A 6,733-nucleotide genomic window follows, 5' to 3' on the forward strand; every position below is an offset into this window, starting at 1 on the left:
CCCCCCCCCCCCCCCCCCCCGGGGGGCGCCGCTTCTCGTCCCGATGTGTGACCCGAGTCTCATAGACCCACCCTTGGGGTTTAGGATAATGGTATGAAACTTCCGCACAGCGATATTGATCCCGGCGGTCTGCTGGAGTACTCCGTCGTCTTCACAGACCGCTCCCTCAACCACATGTCCGCCCGCTTCGTCTCCGTGATGGAGGAGACGCTGTCGATCCTGCGCAACACCTACAACGCCAAAACCGCGGTGCTCGTGCCCGGCGGCGGCTCCTACGGCATGGAATCGGTCGCCCGCCAGTTCGCCGGCGGCAAGCGCTGCCTCATCGTGCGCAACGGCCAGTTCTCCTACCGCTGGTCGCAGATCCTCGACGCCGGTCAGATCCCTGCCGAGCACGAGGTGCTCAAGGCCCGCCCGGCCGGCGGCGACGTGGACGCCGGGTTCGCGCCTGCTCCTATCGAGGAAGTCGTCGAGACGATCCGCCGGCAGCGCACCGAGCTCGTGTTCGCTCCGCACGTCGAGACCGCCTCGGGCGTGCTGCTGCCCGATGACTACATGCGCCGGATCGCAGACGCCGTGCACGAGGTGGGCGGCCTGTTCGTCCTCGACTGCGTCGCCTCCGGCCCGCTGTGGGTTGACATGGACGACATCGGTGTCGACATCCTCCTCTCGGCCCCGCAGAAGGGCTGGAGCGGCACGCCGTGCGCCGGCTACATCATGTTCGGTGAGCGCGCTCGCACGGCGATCGAGGACACCACCAGCTCGAGCTTCGCACTCGACCTGAAGAAGTGGATGACGATCTGCGAGGGCTACGCCGAAGGCAAGCACGGCTACCACGCCACGATGCCGACTGACTCGATCACCCACAACCTCACCCTCATGCAGGAGGCTGTCGAGTTCGGGCTGCCGCAGCTGCGTGAGCGCCAGATCGAGCTCGGCACCAAGGTGCGCGAGCTCCTCAGCTCACGCGGTTACTCCTCAGTTGCTGCAGAGGGCTGGCAGTCTCCGACGGTCGTCGTCGTGCAGGCCGAGCGACCCGCTGCCGAGGTGGTAGCCGCGTTTGCGCAGGCAGGCGTGCAGGTGGCCGGCGGAGTCCCGCTCATGGTCGACGAACCAGAGGACTTCCAAGCCTTCCGCATCGGCTTGTTCGGCCTCGACAAATGGGCTGACGTCGACGCAGCAGTAGCGCGACTGGAGGCCGCGCTCGACCAGATCGGCTGACGCGGCTCTCGTGGTTTCGACAGACAGCTGGGGTGTGCGCGACAGCGCGCGGTGACGGCGTCACCGCGCAGAGCGTCGCCATTACCTGCCGGTAAGCGGACTGGCGGCCTTGTTATGGTGTGAAGTGCCCGGCAGGCGCAGGGATCCCTGCGCCTGCGTTCCCACCACTGCAGAGACGAAGAGATGAGCGATTCGAAACAGCCGTCAGATCCGATAGAGCCTTCAGACTCGAACGCCCCACACGACGCCCGCCCCGGTGCCACTGCAGCAGCCACCGATGCTGCAGGGGCACCGGTTGACCGTGCACCGGCTGACGGTTCGCCGGGAGACCCGCCTCCACCGAACTGGCCGGTCTTCCTCATCTCCGGCATCAGCATCCTGGCGATCGCCCTGTGGGCGATCATCGCCCCGGAGAACGCCGACCTCGTGCTCAACACCGCCGTCGGCTGGATCTCAGCGAACTTCGGCTGGTACTACATCCTGACCGCCACACTCATCATCGTCTTCGTCATCATGATGGCCGCCGGCCGCACCGGCAAGATCCGTCTTGGCCCGCAGCACTCCCGACCGCAGTTCAGCCTGTTCACCTGGACGGCGATGCTGTTCGCTGCCGGCATCGGCATCGACCTGATGTTCTTCTCGGTCTCCGAACCGGCCTCCCAGTTCCTGTTCCCGCCAGAGGGCGCGGTCGACGACCCGCTCAACCCGGACACCGATCCGAACGGCCGGGCGCGCATGGCCGTCATCTGGACGCTGTTCCACTATGGCATCACCGGCTGGGCGATGTACGCCCTCATGGGCATGGCGTTCGCCTACTTCGCCTACCGCAAGAACATGCCGCTCTCAATCCGCTCGATCCTGTACTGGGCGATCGGCAAGCGCATCAACGGCTGGCTGGGCTCCACCATCGACGTCGCCGCAGTGCTCGGCACCGTCTTCGGCATCGCTACCTCACTGGGCATCGGCGTCGTGCAGCTCAATTACGGCCTGCACCTGATGTTCGGCGTCCCCGAGGGCGTCGGCGCCCAGATCGGCCTCATCGCCCTGGCCGTGCTCATGGCCACGATCTCGACCGTCACCGGTGTCGAGAAGGGCATCCGCCGTCTGTCTGAGCTCAACGTCATCCTCGCCATCGTGCTGCTGGCCCACATTCTCATCACCGGCAAGACCCGGTTCCTCTTCGACGCACTCGTGACCAACATCGGCGAGTACCTCTACGAGCTGCCGCGGATGACCCTCGACGTCTTCCCGTTCATCCAGCCCGATGACTGGATGGCCGGCTGGACGCTGTTCTTCTGGGCCTGGTGGGTGGCCTGGGCGCCGTTCGTCGGACTGTTCCTCGCCCGCATCTCCCGCGGCCGTACGATCCGCCAGTTCGTCATCGGGGTGCTCATCGTCCCCTTCACCTTCATCGCCATCTTCATCTCGATCTTCGGCAACTCCACGCTGCGTCTCGTGCTCGACGGCAACCTGGAATTCGCCGACGTCGCCGCCAACACCCCCGAGCGTGCCTTCTACTCGCTGCTGGAGATGTACCCCGGCGCCCCGGCCGTCATCGGCCTGGCCACCATCGTCGGACTGCTCTTCTACGTCACATCCGCAGACTCCGGCGCACTCGTGCTGGCGAACTTCACCTCCCACACCCATGACCCGAACACCGACGGCCGCAAGGGGCTGCGCGTGTTCTGGGCGATCGCCACCGGCGTGCTGACGCTCGGCATGCTCATCGTCGACGGCGTCACCACCCTGCAGGGAGCCACTCTCATCATCGGACTGCCGTTCTCGGTCGTGCTCTATCTCGTCATGCTGTCGCTGTACCGGGCGCTGCAGGTCGAGCTCGACGTCACCGACAGCCGGTTCAACAGCCTGCCCGGCCGCCTGTCCGGCCAGGCAGGACTGTCCTGGCAGCAGCGCCTGCGCCGCGCCACGAGCTTCCCCAGCCGCGGGGCCGCCTCCCGCTACTTCAAGTCCACTGTCATCCCGGCGCTGACCGAGGTGGCCGAGGAGCTGCGCGCCAACGGCTCAGACGCCCGCCTCGACACCTCGGAAGTGGTCTCCCACAAGCTGCCGCAGGCAGCGCTGACGATCGAGTTCGAGGACGCGGAGCCGTGTGTCTACCAGGTCTACCCGGTGGCCGCGCAGATGCCGTCGTTCGCCCTCAACACCGCCCGCGAAGGCAGTGACGCATACTACCGCCTCGAAGTCTTCAACACCGAGGGATCGCGTGGATACGATGTTTTCGGGTACACCAAGGAACAGCTCATCTCCGACGTCCTCAGCAGCTTCGAGGCACACCTGGAGTTCCTGCGGATCTCAGACGGCACCCCGCCGGACGTCGCCGCAGCATCGACCACCGCCCTCACCACAGATTGGGAAGAGGAAACCCCTGACAAGACACGGACTGAGTCCAGCGACCGCTGACCTCAGCGCTGTGCAGAAATGAGGAGTGCCATGCCGAAAACCCTGTACATCGACGGCGAATGGGTCTCCGCCTCCGCCGGAGGAACCCGCGAGATCCACTGCCCGGCCGACGGCGAGCTCGTGGCCGTGGTCGACGAAGCCACCCAGGACGACACCGTCAAGGCGATCGAAGCCGCCCGCCGCGCCTTCGACGCTCAGGTGTGGTCGAGCGTGCCGGCCGCCGAGCGCGGCGCGCTGCTGCTCAAGGTCGCCGACGCCATCCGGGAGCGCAAGGATGAGTTCGCCCGCGCCGAGTCCCTCGACACCGGCAAACGGCTGATCGAATCCGAGATGGACATGGACGACATCGCCGCCTGCTTCGACTACTTCGGCCGCATCGCCGACGCTGATCCCGGTCGCGTCGTCGACGCCGGCGACAGCACCGTCGTCTCCCGCATCGTCCACGAACCGGTGGGCGTGTGCGCGCTCATCACCCCGTGGAACTACCCGCTGCTGCAGGCGGCCTGGAAGATCGCCCCGTGTATCGCCGCCGGCAACAGCTTCGTGCTCAAGCCGGCCGAACTCACCCCGCACACCGCGATCCTGACGATGCAGGTCCTCGACGAGCTCGGCCTGCCCGCCGGTGTCGGCAACCTCATCCTGGGCGCCGGCGCCGAGGCGGGAGCCCCGTTGTCAACGCATGCGGATGTCGACATGGTCTCGTTCACCGGCGGTCTGGTCACCGGCCGGCTCATCGCCCGCAACGCAGCCGAGACGGTCAAGAAGATCGCCCTCGAGCTCGGCGGCAAGAACCCGAACGTCATCTTCGCCGACGCTGATCGCGCAGCCGCGCTCGACAATGCGCTCAACGCCGCTTTCGTGCACTCCGGCCAGGTGTGCTCTGCCGGTGCCCGGCTCATCGTCGAGGAGTCGATCGCCGAGGAGTTCGTCGACGAGCTCGTCGCCCGGGCCGAGAAGATCCGCCTCGGCGGGCCCTTCGACGAGAACGCCGAGACCGGCCCGCTCATCTCCGCGGAGCACCGCGACAAGGTCACCGCCTATGTCGAGGCCGGCAGGCAGGAAGGTGCCCGCGTGCGCTGCGGTGGTAGGTGGGGCACCGGAGAGCTCGAATCCGGCTTCTACTACCTGCCGACCGTCATCGACCAGGTCAAGCCGGGCATGTCGGTGCTGCGCGACGAGGCCTTCGGCCCGGTCGTGACCGTTGAGACGTTCTCCACCGAAGATGAGGCGGTCGCGCTGGCCAACGACACCCACTACGGCCTGGCCGGCGCAGTGTGGACGCAGGACGCCGGCAAGTGCCAGCGGGTCGCCGGCCGGCTGCGTCACGGCACCATCTGGATCAACGACTTCCACCCCTACCTGCCGCAGGCCGAATGGGGCGGATACAAGCAGTCCGGATTCGGCCGCGAACTCGGGCCCACCGGTCTGGCCGAATACCAGGAAGCCAAGCACATCTACCAGAATCTCGAACCGGCCGTCACCGGCTGGTTTCCCGAGCACTGAGAGGGAGCCATGGAGACCACCCACACTTTCGACTACATCGTCGTCGGCGGCGGTTCGGCCGGTGCGGCCGTCGCTGCCCGCCTGAGCGAGGACCCCACCGTCACCGTCGGACTGCTCGAGGCCGGCCCGAGTGATGAGGACCTCGACGTGGTCCTCACCCTCAACCGGTGGATGGAGCTGCTCGAATCCGGCTACGACTGGGACTACCCGATCGAAGAGCAGGCCAACGGCAACTCGTTCATGCGCCATGCCCGCGCCAAGGTGCTCGGCGGCTGCTCCTCGCACAACTCCTGCATCGCCTTCTGGGCGCCGAAGGAGGACCTCGACGCCTGGGCGCACACCTACGGTGCGACCGGCTGGGAGGCGGAGAAGACCTTCCCGCTGTTCACCAAGCTCGAGACCAATGAGGACGACGGCCCGCTGCACGGCCACGACGGCCCGGTCGAGCTCATGAACGTCCCGCCGAAGGACCCCTGCGGTGTGGCCGTGCTCGACGCCTGTGAACAGGCTGGCATCCCGCGCGCGCAGTTCAACACCGGTGAGACCGTCGTCAACGGCGCGAACTTCTTCCAGATCAACCGCAGGGCCGACGGCACCCGCGCGTCGTCCTCGGTGTCGTACCTGCACCCGAACCTGAAGCGTGAGAACCTCACGATCCTCACCGACACGTGGGTGCGCGAACTCGAGTTCGACGACAGCAACACCTGCACCGGCGTCCATGTCGTCAACAACGCCTTCGGCACCACCCAGCGGATCGCAGCCAACCGCGAGGTCATCGTCTCCGCCGGCGCGATCGACACCCCGAAGCTGCTCATGCTCTCGGGCATCGGCCCGGCCGCCCACCTTAAGGAGGTCGGCGTCGACGTGCGCGTCGACGCCCCGGGTGTGGGCTCCAACCTGCAGGACCACCCCGAGGCGGTCATCCAGTGGGAGGCGAAGAAGCCGATGGTCACTGAATCGACCCAGTGGTGGGAGATCGGCATCTTCACCCGCATCGACGGCGAGGGCGACGTGCCCGACCTCATGATGCACTACGGTTCGGTGCCCTTCGACATGCACACCCTGCGCCAGGGCTATCCGACCTCGGAGAACGCCTTCTGCCTGACCCCCAACGTCCCGCACGCCCGCTCGCGGGGCACCGTGCGCCTGCGCAGCCTCGACTACCGGGACAAGCCGAAGGTCGATCCGCGCTACTTCACCGACCCCGAGGGCTATGACATGCACATCATGGTCGAGGGCATCAAGAAGGCCCGCGAGATCGTCTCCCAGCCGGCGCTGGCCGAATGGGCCGGCCGCGAACTCTACCCGGGAGACGACGTGCAGACCGATGAGCAGATTGAAGACTACATCGTCCGCACCCACAACACTGTCTACCACCCGGCCGGCACCGTCCGGATGGGCCCGGCGGACGACAGCGAATCGCCGCTGACCCCCGATCTCAAGGTCAAGGGCGTCACGGGCCTGCGCGTGGCCGACGCTTCGGTCATGCCGCTCATCACCGCTGTCAACCCGAACATCACCGTCATGATGATCGGCGAGAAGTGCGCCGAGCTCATCAAGCAGGACAGCTGAGCCTGACAGACTCACC

At 66.7% G+C, this 6,733-nt stretch carries 4 protein-coding genes; all 4 read left to right on the forward strand.

The features are described from left to right. Positions 1 to 93: 93 nt before the first annotated feature. The 4 genes from M3C25_RS12850 (at position 94) to M3C25_RS12865 (ending at position 6,717) form a co-directional block, all read left to right on the forward strand. Complete coding sequence (locus M3C25_RS12850; RefSeq protein WP_259857157.1) at positions 94 to 1,221, forward strand: aminotransferase class V-fold PLP-dependent enzyme; 1,128 nt, start codon at positions 94 to 96, stop codon at positions 1,219 to 1,221. Between the two features lie 183 nt (positions 1,222 to 1,404). Then, complete coding sequence (gene betT / locus M3C25_RS12855) at positions 1,405 to 3,642, forward strand: choline BCCT transporter BetT (RefSeq protein WP_170273835.1); 2,238 nt, start codon at positions 1,405 to 1,407, stop codon at positions 3,640 to 3,642. 30 nt (positions 3,643 to 3,672) lie between these two features. Continuing rightward, the gene (locus M3C25_RS12860) at positions 3,673 to 5,145 is read left to right on the forward strand and encodes an aldehyde dehydrogenase family protein (protein ID WP_170273836.1); all 1,473 of its coding nucleotides are present in this window, start codon (positions 3,673 to 3,675) and stop codon (positions 5,143 to 5,145) included. Positions 5,146 to 5,154: 9 nt separating this feature from the next. After that, positions 5,155 to 6,717 (forward strand): GMC family oxidoreductase, encoded by a 1,563-nt coding sequence (locus M3C25_RS12865; RefSeq protein WP_102163240.1) that lies wholly within the window; start codon positions 5,155 to 5,157, stop codon positions 6,715 to 6,717. Positions 6,718 to 6,733 lie beyond the last annotated feature (16 nt).

Origin of the sequence: Brevibacterium luteolum (genome assembly GCF_025147615.1) — a bacterium.
In the GTDB taxonomy this organism is placed as follows: domain Bacteria; phylum Actinomycetota; class Actinomycetes; order Actinomycetales; family Brevibacteriaceae; genus Brevibacterium; species Brevibacterium luteolum.